Origin of the sequence: Pseudoalteromonas sp. SWXJZ10B (assembly GCF_015864475.1) — a bacterium.
In the GTDB taxonomy this organism is placed as follows: Bacteria; Pseudomonadota; Gammaproteobacteria; order Enterobacterales; family Alteromonadaceae; genus Pseudoalteromonas; species Pseudoalteromonas arctica.
In genome coordinates this window covers 156568-174770 of record NZ_JADYXD010000006.1, presented here as the reverse complement: position 1 = coordinate 174770, position 18203 = coordinate 156568, and the positions used below count along the sequence as shown (strand labels likewise).

Annotated in this window: 17 protein-coding genes; 8 read left to right on the top strand and 9 right to left on the bottom strand. The window is 39.0% G+C overall.

The window, feature by feature from the left end; translation table 11 throughout:
• Positions 1 to 27 precede the first annotated feature (27 nt).
• Entirely contained in the window at positions 28 to 951 is a 924-nt protein-coding gene (locus I6F54_RS08015) for a LysR family transcriptional regulator (RefSeq protein ID WP_197140666.1), read from the bottom strand.
• Positions 952 to 1057: 106 nt separating this feature from the next.
• On the opposite strand from I6F54_RS08015, the gene I6F54_RS08010 reads away from it, so the two are divergent.
• Entirely contained in the window at positions 1058 to 2230 is a 1173-nt protein-coding gene (locus I6F54_RS08010) for an MFS transporter (protein ID WP_197140664.1), read from the top strand.
• A 24-nt stretch (positions 2231 to 2254) separates the two neighbouring features.
• Positions 2255 to 3394 (top strand): MFS transporter, encoded by a 1140-nt coding sequence (locus tag I6F54_RS08005; protein WP_197140662.1) that lies wholly within the window; start codon positions 2255 to 2257, stop codon positions 3392 to 3394.
• Positions 3395 to 3921: 527 nt separating this feature from the next.
• Here the strand turns inward: I6F54_RS08005 and I6F54_RS08000 are convergent.
• The 3 genes from I6F54_RS08000 to I6F54_RS07990 form a co-directional block, all read right to left on the bottom strand.
• Complete coding sequence (locus I6F54_RS08000; RefSeq protein WP_010552777.1) at positions 3922 to 4803, bottom strand: alpha/beta hydrolase; 882 nt, start codon at positions 4801 to 4803, stop codon at positions 3922 to 3924.
• A 30-nt stretch (positions 4804 to 4833) separates the two neighbouring features.
• On the bottom strand, positions 4834 to 5445 hold the full coding sequence (locus tag I6F54_RS07995) for a MarC family protein (RefSeq protein WP_024593948.1): 612 nt from the start codon (positions 5443 to 5445) through the stop codon (positions 4834 to 4836).
• Positions 5446 to 5612: 167 nt separating this feature from the next.
• A complete protein-coding gene (locus I6F54_RS07990; RefSeq protein ID WP_197119842.1) occupies positions 5613 to 6095 on the bottom strand; it encodes a GNAT family N-acetyltransferase in 483 nt (160 codons plus the stop codon).
• Positions 6096 to 6201: 106 nt separating this feature from the next.
• On the opposite strand from I6F54_RS07990, the gene I6F54_RS07985 reads away from it, so the two are divergent.
• The gene (locus I6F54_RS07985; RefSeq protein ID WP_002962626.1) at positions 6202 to 6402 is read left to right on the top strand and encodes a hypothetical protein; all 201 of its coding nucleotides are present in this window, start codon (positions 6202 to 6204) and stop codon (positions 6400 to 6402) included.
• 61 nt (positions 6403 to 6463) lie between these two features.
• Here I6F54_RS07985 and I6F54_RS07980 read toward each other — a convergent pair whose 3' ends face one another.
• Complete coding sequence (locus I6F54_RS07980) at positions 6464 to 6658, bottom strand: CPXCG motif-containing cysteine-rich protein (RefSeq protein WP_166420301.1); 195 nt, start codon at positions 6656 to 6658, stop codon at positions 6464 to 6466.
• Between the two features lie 287 nt (positions 6659 to 6945).
• Here I6F54_RS07980 and msrA point away from each other — a divergent pair, with 287 nt between their 5' ends.
• The gene (gene msrA, locus I6F54_RS07975) at positions 6946 to 7545 is read left to right on the top strand and encodes a peptide-methionine (S)-S-oxide reductase MsrA (RefSeq protein WP_166420300.1); all 600 of its coding nucleotides are present in this window, start codon (positions 6946 to 6948) and stop codon (positions 7543 to 7545) included.
• Positions 7546 to 7771: 226 nt separating this feature from the next.
• The gene (locus I6F54_RS07970) at positions 7772 to 8686 is read left to right on the top strand and encodes a 2OG-Fe(II) oxygenase family protein (protein ID WP_197140660.1); all 915 of its coding nucleotides are present in this window, start codon (positions 7772 to 7774) and stop codon (positions 8684 to 8686) included.
• 95 nt (positions 8687 to 8781) lie between these two features.
• Here the strand turns inward: I6F54_RS07970 and I6F54_RS07965 are convergent, their stop codons facing one another.
• From I6F54_RS07965 to I6F54_RS07950, 4 genes are read right to left on the bottom strand one after another with little or no spacing between them, the layout of a single operon-like run.
• Entirely contained in the window at positions 8782 to 10893 is a 2112-nt protein-coding gene (locus tag I6F54_RS07965) for a TonB-dependent siderophore receptor (RefSeq protein WP_197140658.1), read from the bottom strand.
• Between the two features lie 24 nt (positions 10894 to 10917).
• On the bottom strand, positions 10918 to 12231 hold the full coding sequence (locus I6F54_RS07960) for a DUF3526 domain-containing protein (protein WP_197140656.1): 1314 nt from the start codon (positions 12229 to 12231) through the stop codon (positions 10918 to 10920).
• Complete coding sequence (locus tag I6F54_RS07955) at positions 12228 to 13676, bottom strand: ABC transporter permease (RefSeq protein WP_197140654.1); 1449 nt, start codon at positions 13674 to 13676, stop codon at positions 12228 to 12230. The genes I6F54_RS07960 and I6F54_RS07955 overlap by 4 nt, the downstream gene beginning before the upstream one ends.
• Positions 13676 to 14392, bottom strand: coding sequence for an ABC transporter ATP-binding protein (locus I6F54_RS07950; RefSeq protein WP_165726101.1), 717 nt, complete (start codon positions 14390 to 14392; stop codon positions 13676 to 13678). Before I6F54_RS07950 ends, I6F54_RS07955 begins: the two co-directional genes overlap by 1 nt.
• A gap of 473 nt (positions 14393 to 14865) precedes the next feature.
• Here I6F54_RS07950 and I6F54_RS07945 point away from each other — a divergent pair, with 473 nt between their 5' ends.
• Genes I6F54_RS07945 through I6F54_RS07935 form a run of 3 tightly spaced genes read left to right on the top strand, consistent with a single transcriptional unit; the run spans position 14866 to position 18192 of the window.
• A complete protein-coding gene (locus I6F54_RS07945; protein WP_165728653.1) occupies positions 14866 to 16128 on the top strand; it encodes a hypothetical protein in 1263 nt (420 codons plus the stop codon).
• Between the two features lie 2 nt (positions 16129 to 16130).
• On the top strand, positions 16131 to 16577 hold the full coding sequence (locus I6F54_RS07940; protein ID WP_165728654.1) for a hypothetical protein: 447 nt from the start codon (positions 16131 to 16133) through the stop codon (positions 16575 to 16577).
• The gene (locus tag I6F54_RS07935; RefSeq protein ID WP_197140652.1) at positions 16564 to 18192 is read left to right on the top strand and encodes a sensor domain-containing diguanylate cyclase; all 1629 of its coding nucleotides are present in this window, start codon (positions 16564 to 16566) and stop codon (positions 18190 to 18192) included. The genes I6F54_RS07940 and I6F54_RS07935 overlap by 14 nt, the downstream gene beginning before the upstream one ends.
• Positions 18193 to 18203 lie beyond the last annotated feature (11 nt).

Below are 18203 nucleotides of genomic sequence, written 5' to 3'. Positions count from 1 at the left end.
ACAACCCTTTTAGCCCTTTTAACTTTTTTAACTGGGCTTTTTTTCTGCCATACTTTTTTCAATACTCAATTTTGCATTTAAGGCTATTTCAACAAATGCATTAACAGCCGCATTGGTATCTGCTTTTTTAATTTGTAATAGCACCGGGATTTGCGTGAGTACGTCGCTCAGTTTTATAAAATGGCACCCTTCACTATATAATTTACGTACGCAATAAGGCGCAATGGCCACACCAAGGCCAGCAGCCACTTCAGTAACTAATGTTTGCATATGCCTAGGTTGGCTAATAATGTTAGGTGAAAAATGAGCTTGTTTGCATTGCAAAATGGTTTCATCAAAAAGACCAAGTGCTTCCTCTCTATTAAAAATAATAAAGGGTTCATTTTTTAGCTTAGCTAAATCAATATTTTTATAATTTGCCAGCGCATGGTTTTGATTAACGATGGCCACCAATGAATCTACATAAATAGTATGACTTACAAATTCATCATTAATTGAATCAGGTAAAGGCCGTGAAAAACCCACATCAATTAAATCATTTTTAAACGCATGTATCTGCTCAGTTGCAGTCATTTCAAACAATGTAACGTGCACGCTTGGGTATTGCTGTTTATATTCTCGAACCAGTGCTGCCATAAAGGTTAAACATGCCGAGCTTAAGTGCGCAATATTAAGTGTACCTACCTGCCCGTTGTGGGCACGTTTAACCTGAGTTTTAGCTTTGTCAGCTAGAGCCAAAATAGCGCGTGCATCTTTTAATAGCTGCTCACCCGCTTGAGTTATTGCAACATCGCGTGAGTTTCTTATAAACAGCACAACATCAAGCTCGCTTTCGAGCTGTGCAATATGCCTACTTATTGCAGGTTGCACGGTGTGTAGCTCTTTGGCCGCTTCTGAAAAACTCTGATGCTTAGCCACGCTGACAAAACTTTTTAATGTTTTAATATCCATCATGCACCTTAAATACATTATCTGTATAGATTCTATAAAATAATATCATTTTTGTTATAGGTAAAGAACTCATACCATAGCTATATGTTAACAACACAAGACAGCTATGACCAAACCCAAACAAAATCAGTCATTAAGTCGATTTATTTTATTACTAATGACCACTGCAATTGCAGCAACAGCAGCAAACTTGTACTACAACCAGCCTATTTTACCGCTTATAGCGAACGAATTTAATTTAACTGATTCGCAGCTTGGGAGTATTCCCGCGCTTACACAAATTGGTTACGCGTTTGCGTTATTATTTATTTCTCCTTTGGGTGACTCGATTGCTCGCAGGCATTTAATTACTATTTTGTCGTGCTTATTAGTAGTGGCTTGTAGTGCAGCAATGCTTGCACCTAACTTACCTTTATTACTTATATCGGTATTTTTAATTGGTGTAAGCGCCAATATAACCCAGCAATTAATACCCTTTGCAGCATCGCTTGTATCGAGCGAGCAAAAAGGTGCCACGTTAGGCACATTAATGATGGGCTTAACTATCGGTATTTTACTTTCAAGAACGTTAAGTGGGTTTGTAGGTGAGCAATTTGGTTGGCGAAGTGTATTTTTAATGTCGGCAGTACTCGCAGCATTATTTGGTATATTACTGCGCGTGTTTTTACCTAGCAATAAGCCACACACTAATTTGCGTTACTGGCCTCTCATTAAAAGTATGTTGGCGTTGTTTATTAAACATAAATCACTGCAGCATTTTACACTTTCGGGCGCATTTTGGTTTGCATCATTTAATGTGCTTTGGGCAACACTTGCCATTTATGTAAGTAACGAGCCATTTAACTACAACGCTCAACAAGCTGGTTTATTTGGTTTAATAGCATTGGCTGGCGTAATTGGGGCTAAGTCATCGGGTAAATGGGTCAGCAAACTGGGATCTAAAGCTCTAATTATGATTGCACTTACGCTTGCGGCAATCGGCTTTGCTATTACAGGTTTGTTTAATGGCAGTTTAGCGTCGTTAGTTATTGGCATTATTCTAATCGACTTTGCCATATTTAGTGCGCAAGTGGCTAACCAAGTGCGTGTTTTTAGTATTGACCCCACTGCGCAAAGTCGCATAAATGGAATTTACATGCTGGGTTATTACCTTGGAGGCGCTGTTGGCTCAATGGTTGGTGTTAAAGCATTTGCACTTTATCAATGGCCTGGCGTTGTTGCTGTAAGCATTATATTTATTTTGCTAAGTGGCATTTTTAATTCATTTGCTAAAAAGTAATCGCTTAAAACTTAAGGAGTAAAAATGGGTATGTTAAAAACAGCGGGTAGCTTTACATTACTGTGTATCGCCAGCTTAACTATTATGGTGGGAACCCTACTTGCGCCAGGTTTAGTAAGTATTTCACAAGGATTAGGTATAACCGATAACACCGTACTTTTAATTACGTTGCCATCGTTAGGCGCTGTGGTTTTTGCGCCGCTAGCAGGAAAATTAATAGATAAATACGGAGCTTATAAACTTTTAGTAATTGGATTATTTTTATATGGGGTTGCAGGTGCCAGCGCTTACTTTTTAAAAGGCCCAACGCTTGTATTTGCTAATCGATTTTTACTCGGCGGTATAACTGCTGTGGTAATGGCAAGTTGTACGGTTTTAATTTCTGCTTGGTACACAGGCGAAGCACGCCTTGGCATGATTGCAAAACAAGGCATGGCGATAGAGTTAGGCGGTGTTATATTTTTATTTTTAGGCGGATTATTAGCGTCGCAATTTTGGGCGCTGCCATTTTCACTTTATTTAATAGCGTGGGTATTTTTGGCTATGCTTTTATTATTTGTGCCAAGTAAAAACTCACTGGCTAGTAATAGCGATGAAGTGTCAGAACATCTACACCATAAAGCTAACAATGGCCTCTCGTTAAAAAGCGTTTATGTAATTTCAACACTCGCGATGACCATATTTTTTACGTCTACTGTGTTACTGCCCATTACAATGAACGAGGAAAACTTTAATGAGTCACAAATAGGCCAACTACTCGCATTTATATCTTTAGTGGCTGTAGTTACCGCAGGCTTTATGCCTAAAATAACAAAGAAGCTTGGTGAGCCCGAGGTTTTGGCATTTGCCTTTTTAGCGTTTAGTTTATCGTATATTTGTTTTACACAAGTAAGCACCCTACTTTTAATTTTAGGCGCAATATTAATAGGCATAGGATTTGGTTTTAGTATTCCGCTTTTAAACCATATGACGGTAGAGCTCAGCGATGTGAAAGTACGCGGCCGTAACTTATCGTACTTTACGATGGCTGTATTTTCGGGTCAGTTTTTTACCTCATTTATGCAGTACATACCTGGTGGTGAAAAAAACGTATTTATAATTTGTAGCGTTTCAGCATTTATAATTGCACTGGTATTGTTTTTTAAACCTATCAAAGCAAAGTAGTAGTAACTTAAAAAAGAGCATTTTTATAAATGCTCTTTTTTATCTAAACCTCCCGCTTTATTATTTGCACTACCTTACTGATTACTTTTTTTTAATTTGACTCTAATGCTAAGTTTAGCATTAGAACAACATTTAGTATGATGTGTTCTTTTGCTGTAAAGCCACCAGCTAATTTATATTAACTGCATTAAGAGTGTAAAAAGATGGTGAAATTATATTGAAATTGCAAAGTACTTACACCGCTTATTGCTGATCACTAATCACAAAGGCGTAAGGCTGATTAAAAGCAGTAACAAATAGATATGTATATGCTCATAGGTACTGACTGGATTCTAACTCAATAGCTGCATACTGTATATAAACACAGTGCATATATTTCCTGTCAAAAATAACTTAAACCAACTTCCCTTTGTAAGTCGTTAATAATATTAAACTAAATAAAGTGCTATAAAACTGATTCGTTATCATAAATAGATAAAACAGCGCTAACTGTATATACATACAGTTAGCATTTAAACCTATCTAACCTACTTTTTAATAAACGCACTATAACCAGCTAATGCCTTTGATACACTGAGTGGTGGATTATCTGAATGCTCAGCACCTTCGTTTATAGCGCTTTGCCACGCAAGGTTATTATTGGGGTTTGCTTTTAAAGCAGACTCTAAATTATTAAACGCTTTTAACATTAACGGATGCTCTGCTCCACCCACCGAAAGATATAAATAAGTAGGCGCCTTAACTTTGTTAGCTTGAGTAGTTAAAAACGCTTCTACATTATTAACCACTGTCATGTCGTCATACCAAGCCGCTGGGCTAAATGCAAAGTAGCCATTAAACAGTTCAGGCCTTGTATGCAGTGTATAAAGTACAAAGCTGCCACCGGCCGAAAAACCACTTAATACACGGTTATTACTAAGCTTATATTTTGCCGATAAATACGGGAATAGCTCAGTTTCAATAAACGCTAAAAACTTGTCGGCTTCACCATTAGGCTCTATAAGTGTTTCGCCCTCAGGGCGCGCTTGTGTATTTACATCTTGGCGAGCATAAGGAGGCACTAAATCGCGATTACGTGTATCTGTAAAAAATAAATTAGGAATAGACACCAATATAGCCTTATCCCCTTTTTCGCTCTTAGCTTGTTTTGTAAGTGCTTTGTCCCATGTATCTAAATTAAAGTTACCATCGGTTTTAATAATTAACGGATACGCTTTTTTAGGATTGTAATTAGCGGGTAATCTTATAAACACTTTGCGCGACTCATTAAGCACGCTTGAGTTAATTGTTACGTCTGTATAGGCCGATACATAATGGTTGTAATAGCGTATGGCTAAAATACCGATAGCGAAAATGACTACGGCTAAACTTAAATTAATAAAATAGTGTTTTGTTATTTTTATTGCCATGCGGCATTCCTTTAAATATTTAGGAGTTATTTAATCGAGCTTAACCCATTGTTTTATTTCAAGCGCGGTCATAATAAGCTCAACCGAAAACGCGGCTAAAATCATCCCCATCACACGCGTTAAAATAGACGCGCCGCCAGTACCAATAAGCTTAATTATTTTACCCGAAAGCAGCAACAGTATTAAAGTAATACCCAACACACCAAGTGTAACAAGCGCTGTGCCTATTTGTGTGGTAATTGGGTGTATGTGGTTGTCGGTAAGTAGTATCACCGCCAAAATAGCGCCAGGAGTCGCCGTTGCAGGTATAGCTAGCGGAAACACTGCTATATCGTGATCGGGGTCTTGTTTAGCTTTGTTAGAATCGTTTCCAAATATCATTTGCAGGCCAAACAAAAACAATATAATTCCGCCCCCTAACTGAAACGACACCAACCTAATTCCCATCGCATTAAGTATTAGCTGCCCTATTAAAATAGAACCCAATAGTACGCAACCAGCATAAAGCACCGTTTTAAAGGCTGTTTTACGACGTTGTTGATCTGTTAAATGAGAAGTAAGCGCAGCAAACAGCGCCATAGTGCCTATTGGGTCAATGGTAGCCCAAATAACAAGCGCATCTTGAGATAGTTTTTCTAGCATATAAAATCCTTGTTAAGCGTAAATATTTAATAAAACACGGGTAACAAATTCATTTGCTTACGCTTAACTATAATAGAAAGCCGTTATTTTTTGTATTTTATTTACACTTGGAGGCGTTGACCTTTCAGGATTGAAAAAAGATAAGCACTTATAATTGCCGTCATTCGTTAAAGTGATTTATGCCAAATAGAATTTTCTCTTAAGCTAAAACCTAACTTAATAAGTAAATTATGGGAACGTGCATTGTGTGCACTCACCTCAGCCGATAAATGTTTAAGCGCAATATCCTTAAGTAGCGTTTCAATAAAACCAGTGACTACTTCAAACATTACGCCTTTATCCCAAAAGTCGGGGTGTAGCTCAAATCCTATAAACGCACTACTTTTACACGGCGTTAAATTATAAAGCCCACAAGTACCCATTAATTTTCCAGATGTATTATGTTCAATTGCAACTCTAATCACTTCGCCTTCGTAGTAGGCACTAATATCATCTTGTATTAATTGTTTGATTTGTGTTTTGCTGAGCGGTGTTTCGTAGTCGTTAAATTCTGACACATGCGGGTGGTTTAAAATATTAAATAAACACGTAGCGTGTTTGTGGGTAATTAAACGCAGCGTAACGCGTTCAAGCTTTATGGTATTAAACATTTTATTTAAGTAGTTAGTTAAATTAGCTCTTTATGGGCACGCATTATTAACTTACCATACCCCATTAACAAGCATTATCTTTAAAGCAAAAAGAGTAGATAACGTAATGAGTGACGATTTTAAAGTAATACAACCCACTACCACAGTATATTGCCCAAAGCGCGGCGAAGGCTGGACCTTAACAGGCATTACTAATATTAACGAGTTTACCTCAGTAATGTTTGACGGCACACGCTACACACTCCCGGCGCGCGAAATAGTAGAAGAGCTTTTGCCAAACCAACTAGCACGCGAACAAAATAGCTAGTTAGTTCCGTACACAATAAAAAGGCTGCAGAGTTGCAGCCTATTTTATAATTTATGCCAATTTAAAATGTATCATCTTCACTGTATACATTAACATTTAACTCATCTTCATCCTCAAATACCACAAACGAAATTGGCTTACAGCATACTTGGCAGTCTTCAATGTATTGCTCATCAATATCTGCTGCATCAAGTAATATTTCTATACTTTCTCCACAATAAGGACAGCTTATTGATTTTTCGGTTAACTGGTTCATTTATCACCTGCTAATTTATATCTTGAATGTTGCCACTTTAATAAACAAGCTCGCATAATACAACAGCGTATCAAATAGCGTTTATTTTACTGAATTAATTAAAGCATACTGCTTGCTTTAAAAGTGATCTCACTCCCAGTGAGATGCTTATAAAACCTTTTTATGACATTACTTTGCACCATAAATAGTTAACCGGCTAAAACTATGCCACTACAATGAAATAGTATTAGCACTTGGCGGGTCTAACTTTATAAGTATTTAAACTCACACCTCAGGTGGATAATTTTATGAAAAAATCACTCGCATTAGCATTAACATCTGCCGCAATATTGTTTAGTACGTTTACGCATGCAGCTAAAACCGAAAAAGCTGTTTTAGCTGGAGGTTGCTTTTGGTGTATGGAAAGCGATTTTGAAAAACTAGAAGGTGTAACCGATGTAATATCGGGCTTTACTGGTGGCAAACTTAAAAACCCAACATACAATGGTAACCATAAAGGCCATTACGAGGCGGTAGAAATCACTTACGACCCGGATGTAGTAAGCTATAAGGGCATACTTGATCATTACTGGGTTAATATTGATCCCTTTGATGCCAGAGGCCAGTTTTGCGATAAAGGCCCGAGTTACTTAAGCGCTATTTTTGTAGAAAACGACGAACAACGTAAATTAGCCGAAAAAACAAAAGCAGCTGTGGTAGCCGAGTTTCCTAATCAAACTGTGGTTACGCCTATATTAAACGCAAGTACCTTTTACCCTATTAAAGGGAGGGAAAGCTTTCATCAAGATTATTACAAAAACAATCCAATCCGATACAACACTTATCGTTGGCGTTGTGGTCGCGATAGCCGCCTAGAAGATATTTGGGGCGACAGAGCAACCCACTAGTATTTATTAAGCAACTTAAATTACACCAACAAAAGGCTGCATATTGTGCAGCCTTTTACATATCTACAAAGCTAGCTTTCTCTGCTTCAAAAAGTATACAAACCTTCATTATCAATAAATAGTATATTCTGTTTCCTAAAGCTGGCTGTTTATCTACTAAATCAAATGCAATAAATTGCACTCCTAGATTGATATAAACCAAATTCAACAACTGGAGTTACACAAAATGTTTGCCAATCAATTACAGCTAGCGCGTGCTCTAGAGTTACCTACACGCCAAGCCATGCTTTACCGTGAACCAGCAGTACAACATTTTTGGAATAGCAACACCGACCTAATTACAAACGCATGGAGCGAATGGGAAACAACATCAATAGATGGCTCAACGTTTACGCTTGACGACACACTACTTGATAAAAACCTACGTGAAGCAGTAAAGCAAGCATGGGAAGATCCATCAAAAGAGCTGGCCGTAAAAGCGTTATTACACGAAGTAGCGCCTGATGTATTTCAATTTCAATTTTTTGATCCAGAGCGCCTTGCCGTATTACGCGGGTATTTAGAACAAGTATGGAATTCGCAAATTCCTATGCGCCCACCATATGGCATCGTGTTAAATCGCCGTGGTGCCATGCTTGATAGCCGATCAGAAGGTTATTTTGCAGCGCCAAGCTTTCAAGCGTTTTATAACGAAATACTAAACACTTACATGCGCCCTATTTCGCGTATGCTGTTCCCGGAGGTTACGGGGTTTGATACACAAACGTTTGGTTTTTCAATTTATTATGAGCCAAACACAGATTCGTCAATTCGCCCACATACCGATGCATCGGCCGTAACGCTTAATATTAACTTAAACTTACCAGGCGAAGAGTTTACAGGGTCAGAAGTTGACTTTTATCACCCGTACACAGGCGACATTAAATCACTTACGTTTAAGCCCGGCACTGCCATGTTACATCGTGGCAATATTGCACACGCAGCAAAGCCTATTACCAGTGGTGAGCGAACTAACTTTGTTTTGTGGTTGTATGGAGAACGCGGGCGATTGCCAGCACAAGGTGCCCCACGCATTCCTATTGATGCTAAACAGCGCTGGATTAACCCTAAAAAGACGAACGACGGCTATGCACCGTTTTAATCGAGTTTTTAACTAAGTTTTTAACTAAGCTTTTAACTAAACAAAAGGCTGCTTAATTTAAGCAGCCTTTTCGTTAGTATCGTTTTAGTTTACGTTTAAAATTTATACGTTGCAGATAGCCTTACACTTCTGGGTGTGCCAGGTTGAACCCAGGCATCAGCAAATGAGTTAGTGTAATAGGTTTCATCAAACAGGTTATCTACCTCTGCACGCAAGCCAATTGCCTTAGTTACATCAACATCTATAAAAGTACGCGCTGTTGTATAGCTTGGTAGCTCAAAATCGGTACCAAAAAAGCCGTTTCGAGAATCTACATAAACTAAACCTGCGCCAAACTTAATTGCTTTGCCATATAACTCGGCTGATTTAACAAGCTGTAAACTAAGTTGATGTTTAGGAATATTTAATAAAGAACTACCCGCTTCAACGGTATAGCCAAAGTTAGCATCAAAAAATGAGTTTTCAATAGTTGCATCAACATACGCATACGATAACCATAGGCTCACATCATGCGTTAGCTCACCGTTTATATCAATCTCTATGCCTTTGCTTTGTGCTTCGCCTATTGCAGCAAAAGTAAATGCAGTGGGATCGTCAACCACCAGCATGTTGTCTTGCTCTACTTTAAACATCGCGATAGTGCCAAATAAAGCGCCATCGTTTAAAGTAAATTTAACTCCCAACTCTGTTGAAGTAGATTGATTTGGTTCAAACCCATCGCCATTTGTATCAGTGCCAGATAAAGGCCTAAAGTTTTCGCCATAAGCGGCATAAACAGATACAAACTCGCTCGCCTCATACACAACACCTAGTTGGGGGCTAACACGCGATTCGTTTTGCTTTGATTGAGTATTAGCTAAGCGGTTATTAAGTGTTTGTTCGTAGTCATCAAAACGTATACCAATACGTACATCAAACTTATCGGTTAGGCTTATTTGGTCTTGTATAAATACACCTAACGACTCTTGGACTTCTAACTTATCGGTATTGGCCGTTGGCGTAGGTAACTCATATGCTCCATATACAGGATTAAAAACATTTATATACTGATCGCCACGTACACGAAGAACAAATTGATCATTTTCGAACTTATCAGAATCAACACCAATTATTAAACGGTGATCCAACCCTGCAACCTCTAAATTACCTGTCACTTCGGCTCTAAATACCTGATATTTTGCATTGTAATCACGGTAGCGCCTAAAGCGATTTACTTCACCATCAACAACAACTGCAAAACCAGTTTCGGTAGCAAACCCTTCAAGCGAAGTATCACGGTAGTTAGCGCCCAGCAATACGCTCCAATTATCATTAAAGTCATGAATAAACTCTAATTGATGGCCAAGTACGTCAGCCTCTATTGGGCCATCACCTGGCTCACCTAAAAAGCGGCTCTCTGGTATTAAACCAAGTTCGCCATCTATGGCTAATACGCCCCTATCAAAAGGGACCTCTTGGTCGCTGTATTCAAGCTCATATATTAGTTGGCTATTATCATTAATATTCCATGTTATTGATGGGCTAAAGCCTTGTTTAGTTGTCTCTATTGTATCGCGAAAGCTTTTTGCGTCTTCATAAAAACCAACCAGTCTAATTGCTACGTCGTCGCTAAGGGGTGTGGTGTAATCTACATCAGCGCGGTAGGTGTCAAAGCTGCCTACGCTTAGCTTTAGCTCGCCGCTTGTATCAAACGTTGGGCGCTTAGTAACGAGATTTACTGTACCGCCAGGTTCACCACGGCCAAATAAAGCAGCACGTGGACCTTTTAACACCTCAACCGATTCAATACCCGACAAATCACGTGAGCCACCAAAACCACGCCCTGCATTAAACCCATTAACAAGGTAATTACTTGGCAAGTTTTCATCGCCTACAAAGCCGCGTAGCGCAAAGCTATTCCAAAGTCCGCCAAAGTTATTTTGACGCGCTACCGATGCCGATAAATCAAGCGCTTGATTTAAATTTATAGCACCTGCGTTTTCAAGCGCTTCTAAATCTATTTTTAATTCTGATTGCGGTGTTTCTAAAGGGCTAAAATTGCCTTGATAAGCTTGGCGCGAGCCAATCACTGCCAATCTTTCTATAGGGCTATTATTTACGCTGTCATCCTTTGGGGTTTGTTCAGCAGCCATAGCGTGGCTGCTAAACAAACTGACTAAGCATGCGCTTAAATAGCTGAGCTTTAGCCCATTTTTATTGGTATTCATTATAAACCTTGTTAATTAGTTGACTCATAAATTTTCTTTTAGCTTAACGCCTGTAACGTCAGGCTCATCCGTTTCATTAAGCATTGTTTTTTTAAAGCTAGGTATACTCTTAAGCGCAGCTTTAGGTGGGTTGCCTTTTATAAACAGCCAAGGGTAGTAAAACTCCCTTAAACTTTTATGAAATCCTCGCATACGGTATTCATATCTAAATGCAGCTAAAGCATCAGTGCTCGCCAATCGGGTAAAACTGCGTTGTAGCAATAGTGGTGGTGAAAACCACGATACAATCCCTGCTAGTTGATACTTTGTGTGCGCTGCATCACGATAAGCATGCGAAAGTTCCCCTGCTTTTTCGTCTCCAACTTGCTGAAATGCGTAATACCATTTCCACTCAAACTCGCTTTGCATATCAACATGATCTTTCCACTGTGGATTTGACGCTACAAAAGCATCCATTGTGGTTTTCTTTGGTAAATCCCATGCATCGTTAACCGCCTCACGCTGAGTAAGCACAATGTCGCCGCCTTTTGGTGAGTGAACAGTTTTGTTTATAACTAAATCGCCTAAAATAGGAATAATAAAGGCAACTAACACCCAAAAACCGATTAATGTTGAAGCAACACGCGGCGCACTGTTGGCATTTTTGCCCCACCACACACTGAGCAAAGTCCAAAACGCAATGTAAATTACACATATAAAAGTAACAAACCCCACATCAGCAAGGGCCGAATGACTAAGAAATGTACCTAAATAAAATGGCAACATTAAACACACTATTACTGCTATCAACCTTACAGCTATACGCGCCCCCCATAATGCAAAGTACGACTTAGCCGTAGTCACTAATAAGTCATGCCTGGCGCTTGTTCGCTCATTAGCAAATAAATCATGAAATAATAAAATAACTATCAGCGGTGCTAATGCACTAATTACAAATACAAAATCAATTTTACCTACCTGCGCTAGCTCTGCGTTTTGTGAATCGCTCTCGTAAATTTGCCCCTCTAGGGCAAGTAAATTTAAGCGGTGTTTCCACGGATAAATATCGCGCTCGCCTAAAGCAGCAAACGCTAAATTTGAAGGTGCTGAATACGTTAAATGAAAGCTGTAATAGGCAAGCGAACCAGCATCACTGTATTTATTTTGTACGTTAGCTAATTCAGTTAAATCAGCCGTTTTTAAACGCTCAATAGTATGTTGTTGCTGGCTTACTTCACTAAGGCCGCTGAAAACTGCAAACCCCGATATAGCAAATGTACATGCTAGTAATATCACTAAATATTTTTGACGAAGTAAAAAACGCCATTCACGAATTAGCTGTGAAAATACATAACTCATAACAAACGCTTCCCTACAAATTTAATACCGCCTAACAGCACTGCAATCCAAATAAATAACTGTAAAAATGCAGGGATACTTCGCTGCGCTCTCACTTGTGCGTTATCTACATTAAAAGTAAAGTTTTGCAGTACTTGCCAATTTTGTGCACTTACACGAGCCTGCTTAGTCGCTTCGGTACTGGCATTGCGGTTCATATCGTCTTGGTAGCTAAGCTTTTCTACATGAACTTTGTTAAGCCCTTGCACAAAGTCAAAACGCAACTGTTCGGTTTCACGCAAAAAGCGGTGATGAGTTTCAATACTCGTTCCTACCACTATCATCGATAACGACCGAATAGCCACCATAGGTGAAACCCAACCAAAATAACGAGATACCTTCGTTTGTTTAAGCTCAGCTTGCATACGTTGCTCGGCAAATTTGTTTAGTACGTTAGTCAATTTTGCTTCAGATTCGCTGGCTACTAATCCTCTAAAATTAACGGGTAGCTCATCTATACTTTTAACGTTGTACTTTTTAAGAAGTGATTGTTTAAATTGCATAAAGGCAGGGTCGTTTGCGTTATGGCCGTCGCCTAATTTTCTAAGTTGTGCTTTTACAGCAAAGTCTGTTTCTATTTTACCGGCAGATAGCACAGCCGTTGAAGCACTGGTACTTGCTACGCGTGGCATAACAATACACAGTAAAATCCACACAAAGGCAAGTGCGGTAAAGCTGCCACTGTTTTTACTAAACACGCTCGATGCCAGTAAAATCAGTAATACCCACACAGTTAAATATAAAGCGTAGCCAACAACAAAACTTACAACTGCCAGTAAGCTTTCGCCCGCAGCAACCGTAAATAAAGCCGATACCGTAAGCGGAGTTAAAATTAAGCCCACAACAGAAAGTAGCGCCAATCCTTTACCTGCAATTAGCGTTACACCCGATGTACCTTGCGATAACAAATAAGAAAGCGTTTGCGATTCGCGCTCTCGGCTAATACCGCTGTAGCCAATTAATATTAATAATAACGGTGCGAGTGTTTGCACAATAAATGCAGGCGTTAAACTGCCTAATTTAGTTAATGCAGTCCCTTGGCGACTATCTGCAAACATTGCGCTGTTTTGTCTGTGCCCTTCTAAAAATATAGAGTTGCCTGTGTAAGCGTCAATACCAGGGTCTAGCGTACTAAGTGGCGAAGGCGTTCTAAATGCATAATGCCCGTAATGCACCATTCTGTGTGGATGGCGGTCGGGTTGATCAACAAAGCTCTTATCGCTTGTTGTTTGTAACTCATGACGAGCATGGCTTAGCTCCATCATGGTAATAGCCGTTACAATTACCGAAGCAAGCGTGAGCACCAAACCTATAGCAAGCACGGTCATTGCTAATTTTGAGCGAAGCCAATAACGCCACTCATCTTTGGCAACAATCACCACCTTTGAAAAGTTATTTATACTCATTAAGCACCTCTTTTAGCGTGATGCCCAAACGCAGCGTGTACTTGCTCGGTATCAATACGCCCACTTTGGGGCGCATCAAACTCTCCCACCAGCTCACCGTTTTTAAGTAAACCAATTCGATTAGCGACTTGGCAGGCACCGTATACATCGTGGGTAACCATTAAAATAGTCGCACCCGTTAATGCAAGCTCACGTACAAGTTGATTAAATTCATCAATAGCAACAGGATCAAGGCCAGAGGTTGGCTCATCAAGTAAAAAAATGGGTGCTTCACGCAGTATCGCAAGTGCAATTGCTGTTTTTTGCCTCATACCTTTTGAATAAGTTTGCATGTGGCGATCCCATGCATCGTGTTGCAATGCAACTCGATTAAAAGCCGCGTTAATTTGCTCATCTGATTTTTTAATATCAGCGAGTGATAAAAAATATTCAACATTTTCACGAGCAGTTAAATGCGGATATAACGTAGCCGACTCTGGCAAATACGCTGTTTTACCTCGCACAAAATCAAGCGCTTTACTCACCTCTTTACCCGCTACTTTTACAGAGCCTTCGGTTGGTTTATTAAACCCAAGTAGCGTTTTTAACGTGGTTGATTTACCCGCACCATTACCACCAAGTAGCGCATAAACCTCACCTGCAGCCACACTAAAGCTTAAGTTTTTTAAAATAGCGTTATTTTTAATACTAAAATTTAAAGAACTCACTTCAATCATCGCATCACTTAGGACGGCGTCTGCATTGCTAAGTTGTTTATCAAAAGTTTTAGGGGCAATTGTTGGTGTTTTATTAATCGCGGTAGGTGTTGTCACACTCAAACTCTATTTAGGAAAATTAGATGGCGTGTATGTTATACTATATCAAATACCAATTGCAACAATATAACATCGCAATAATTAACAAATAAGATAATTACGGTTACTTAGTTAATAGGTTACTTAGTTAATAAATTATTACTTTAGGAGGTAAAAATTAAAGCAACTTTAATTACCCCTTTTATATGGAATTTAGGATGGTGTTATGTGTGCTTATTTACAATTTAACGTAAATTATAAACCAAGCATAAAGAGTGTAATTTTTTTAGCTTTGCCATGCTAACGCCTTTGGTAAAACCTTATGTCGAGTAAGTTGGTAATTTTAAAAAATGTGCTATCTTTTTATTATCCATATCATAAAAATAAGCGCTAACATGTTGTTCCGAGGTACAATTGCCATAGCCATATTGGTAATTTCTGCTGCTAATAAAAGCGATGCAAATGAAGTAGACGTGCAATTTAGTGGTTTTGCATCTTTAACACTCAGTTACACTGACGATTCAGATATCGGCTTTGCATCAAATTATTTAAACGAAAACGATACCGGTTTTTCAGTAACGCGTGATTCAATTTTAGGTGGGCAAGCTAATATCTCGCTCTCAAAAAACTGGGACTCTGTGGTTCAAGTAGTAGTACAAGATCATAGCTTCAAAAGTCTTGATAACTTTTTAGAACTCGCTTTTATTCGTTATCGCCCCTCGCGCCATTGGGCTATTCGTGCTGGCAGGCTAAACAGCGATCTTTACTTACTCTCTGAATATCCTTATGTAGGATACGCCTATTTGTGGATCCGCCCTCCTCATGAATACTACTCTTTTGCAAACATTGCAGGAAATTACGACGGTGTGGATATTGAATACAGTAAAGCCATTGATGAAGGTTTTTTACGTTTAAAGCTCGCATATGGAAGCTCTACAGCAAAGTTAAAAGCCGATAATGACGACTTTTTTATTGATTTTGATAATTTAACCACCTTTAGTGTAACCTATTCACTTGACGCATGGACCGCACGTTTCTCTTTATCTAAATCTGATTTTGGTGGCTATAAGTTAACCTCATTGGATGAGTTTTTAGCCTTACTAGACGCAGTACCACAAAGTATATGGCCACAAGCACAAACGATATCTAACAAATTTAATACCAAAGGCCACAGTATAGAATACGCGGCATTTGGACTAACCTACGATCATAATAATTGGCTTATTCAATCTGAAGTAGGTATTTCGGAATCCGATTGGATAATAGCTCCATCAGTACTCAATACTTATATTAGCGCTGGTTATAGGGTAAATAATGCAATATTTTACACGAGCTTTTCTGCAGCCAAAAATCGTCACGATGTTATACAAGTAAACGAACCTGTTTTTTCACCAGGCATACCCGATCAAATTTCAGAGCCAATACAACAACTAGCATTTGCAACACAAGCTGCTATTAAGGTGCCTTATGTTCATCAGCATTCAATTAACATAGGTGTAAAATGGCAACTATCGGAGCGATTAGCGCTAAAAGCTCAACTAGACCGCTTTGATATAAAGCCCGAAGGTGCGGGTTTATGGAGTCTTAGTAATCCTGCAGATGTAGACAAAGGCCACAAAGTACATATGCTAAGTTTGAACGCTAGTATGGTGTTTTAACAATGATGAGCTATCGTAACTCACTCCTTTATGTGTTGCTGCCGCTTTGCCTGCTTCTTGTTAGTGTTAATGCCAAATCTACAGAGTTTGTAGTGGTGGTAAATAAAAACAATACAATTAACGCTTTATCCAAACGCGAAGTCATCGATATTTATATGGGTCGCTATTTAACGTTTCCTGATGGTGAAACCTCTAAGCCACTTGATTTACCGGCGCAATCTGCATTAAAAAATGATTTTTACCTGCAACTGGTCAACAAAAATGAGCAAAAAATTAATGCTTATTGGGCAAGGTTATTATTTTCAGGGCGCGCAAAGCCCCCATCACCGTCAACATCCGTTGAAGACGCGTTAAACAAAATAGCTGCATCACAATTTGCAATTGGTTATATTCCTCAATCGCAGGTTACAGACGCAGTAAAAGTGGTATACACATTTGATAAAAATTAGCCAAGCACTCTACGTACGCGTTGCTCTATCAATCGCTATTGTCGCCATTGTAGTAACGTTAGTGTCGTCAACACTTTCTTATTACTCGGGTCTTAAAGAAAAGAAAAACACCAATTACCTACTCGTGCAGCAGTTAGCACAAACAATGGGAAAAACAGCCGCTATAGCAGCCTACCTAAACGATCGTGAATTAAGCCAAGAAATTATTAATGGCTTGCTAAGTAACGACTTAGTGCAAGGCGCAAGCTTAGAAGGAGAGGTAAACCCAAAAGGAGAAATGGATTTATTTATTGCAAGTGGCTCTACTAACAAGAAAAAAGAAGCTGTTTTAATTAAATTAGTTCACCCCTTTATAGAAGACACTTTTATAGGTGTACTGGCCATATACCCCGACGATAACTTTATTGAACAACAAGCACAGTCATCACTTATAAAAGAATTTATTTTAATGCTGATTCAATCAATCGTCATCGCTTTTTTTGTGTCACTGGTTGTACGCAAATGGCTCACTCAGCCTATTCAAAACCTAACAGACAGCTTTGCGACAATTGATCCTACCAATCCCGAAACCATGACAATGCTAGAGTTTAAGCAAGGTAAGCGAGACGAAATAAGCAGACTGACGCAAGGTATAAATGCCTTAATGCATGAGTTAAAGCTAACCATTAGTAATGAGCAATCCCTTCGTAAAAAAACTCAAGAACTAGAAGCTAAATTTAGACTTATTTTTGAACAAGCCAGCGCCGGTATTTGTTTATTAGATGACAAAAATATTATCACCACCTTTAATCCCGCGTTTAAACATTACTTTACCGTACCCGGCGAAGAAGAGTTATCAACCTTGCACTTTCCTGCTCTGTTAAATAACGTTGATGAATTACAAAACCTACTTGCAGATATACGTTGTGATAAAAACCCACCACAAGCAACCCTAGATATAGAGTGTAAAGTGGGCCATAAAACCATTTGGCTGCACTGTTTATTTGTTAGATTAACAGAGCAACGTGAAACAAAGCGAAGCGTTCAACAAGAACACTTAGTTGAAGTAATTTTACATGATGTAACTGAGCGCGCCGAACGCGAATTTCAAACCCGCTTTGAAGCCGATCACGACCCACTTACCGATTTACTTAATCGTCGAGCCGGCGAAAAACGACTTAAAAAAGCGCTGCGCGAGTGTATTAAACACAATCAGCACCTAGTACTAATGATGATTGATTTAGATAAGTTTAAACCCATTAACGACACCTACGGCCACGAAGCCGGTGACAAAGTGCTTATTGAAACAGCGCACAGATTTAAAACACTTTTCCACGAAAAAAACGACATTTGTATCCGCCTAGGCGGTGACGAATTTATAATTGCGCAACAGGTAAATACCTACCACAAAGCAGCAACGCGTGAACAATCTATTGTTTTGCTTAAAGAGCTACAACAACAGGTTAGTATTTCAAACACTAAAACATGCGCAGTAGGTGCAAGCATAGGTATTGCAGTAGCCCCATATGATGGCAATGAACTACACCAATTAATGCATAACGGTGATAAAACCCTTTATCACGTAAAAGAAACAGGCCGAGGAAAAGTCGCCTTTTATGACGATATAAAAAATTAGATGGCGTGAAT